The sequence below is a fragment of the Streptomyces sp. NRRL WC-3549 genome, assembly GCF_000721935.1.
Classification (GTDB): Bacteria; Actinomycetota; Actinomycetes; order Streptomycetales; family Streptomycetaceae; genus Streptomyces.
Genome location: NZ_KL585392.1, coordinates 19,775 through 20,587, shown reverse-complemented (window position 1 = coordinate 20,587; position 813 = coordinate 19,775). Strand labels below are relative to the sequence as shown.

The window sequence follows — 813 nt, the reverse complement described above, 5'->3', positions numbered from 1 at the left end:
CGATGCCGAGCAGCAGCTTGGAGGCGGGGACGCCCTTGGCCTTCAGCTTGGCGATGGCGGCGGCGGTGTTGAAGCCGTCCTGCGGGATGCCGTCGTACGAGGTGAGCGGGGAGTGCGGGGCCGTCGGACCCTTGGCCTCCCAGGCACCGAAGAAGTCGTACGTCATCACGTTGTACCAGTCGAAGGACTGCGCGGCGCCCGCGTAGTCCGCGAGGTCGATCTTGCCGCCGTCCGAGCCGTCGGCCGTGATCGCGGCGGTGACCAGGTTGTTCGAGCCGAACTTGGTCCGCAGCGCCGAGGAGAGGGTCTTCAGCGCGGCCGGGCCGCTGGTGTCACAGGTCAGACCGCAGGCGTTGGGGTACTCCCAGTCGATGTCGATGCCGTCGAAGACGTCGGCCCAACGGGGGTCCTCCACCAGGTCGTAGCAGGACTGGGCGAACGCGGCCGGGTTCTGCGCCGCGGCGCCGAAGCCACCGGACCAGGTCCAGCCGCCGAACGACCAGATGACCTTGATGTGGGGGTACTTCGCCTTCAGCTTGCGCAGCTGGTTGAAGTTGCCGCGCAGCGGCTGGTCCCAGGTGTCGGCGACGCCGTCGACCGACTGGTCGGCGGTGTAGGCCTTGTCGTAGTCGGCGTACTCGTCACCGATGGTGCACTTGCCGTTCTGGACGTTGCCGAAGGCGTAGTTGATGTGCGTGATCTTCTCGGCCGAGCCGGACGTCACCAGGTTCTTGACGTGGTAGTTGCGCCCGTAGACGCCCCAGTTGGTGAAGTAGCCGAGGTTGACCTTGTCGCCGGTACCGGGGCCCGGGT

The 813-nt window shown here is 67.2% G+C and carries 1 protein-coding gene; it reads right to left on the bottom strand.

What is annotated here, in order from left to right; translation table 11 throughout:
• On the bottom strand, window positions 1-813 hold an 813-nt coding region (locus IH13_RS0109695), incomplete at both ends, for a glycosyl hydrolase family 18 protein (protein ID WP_031082903.1).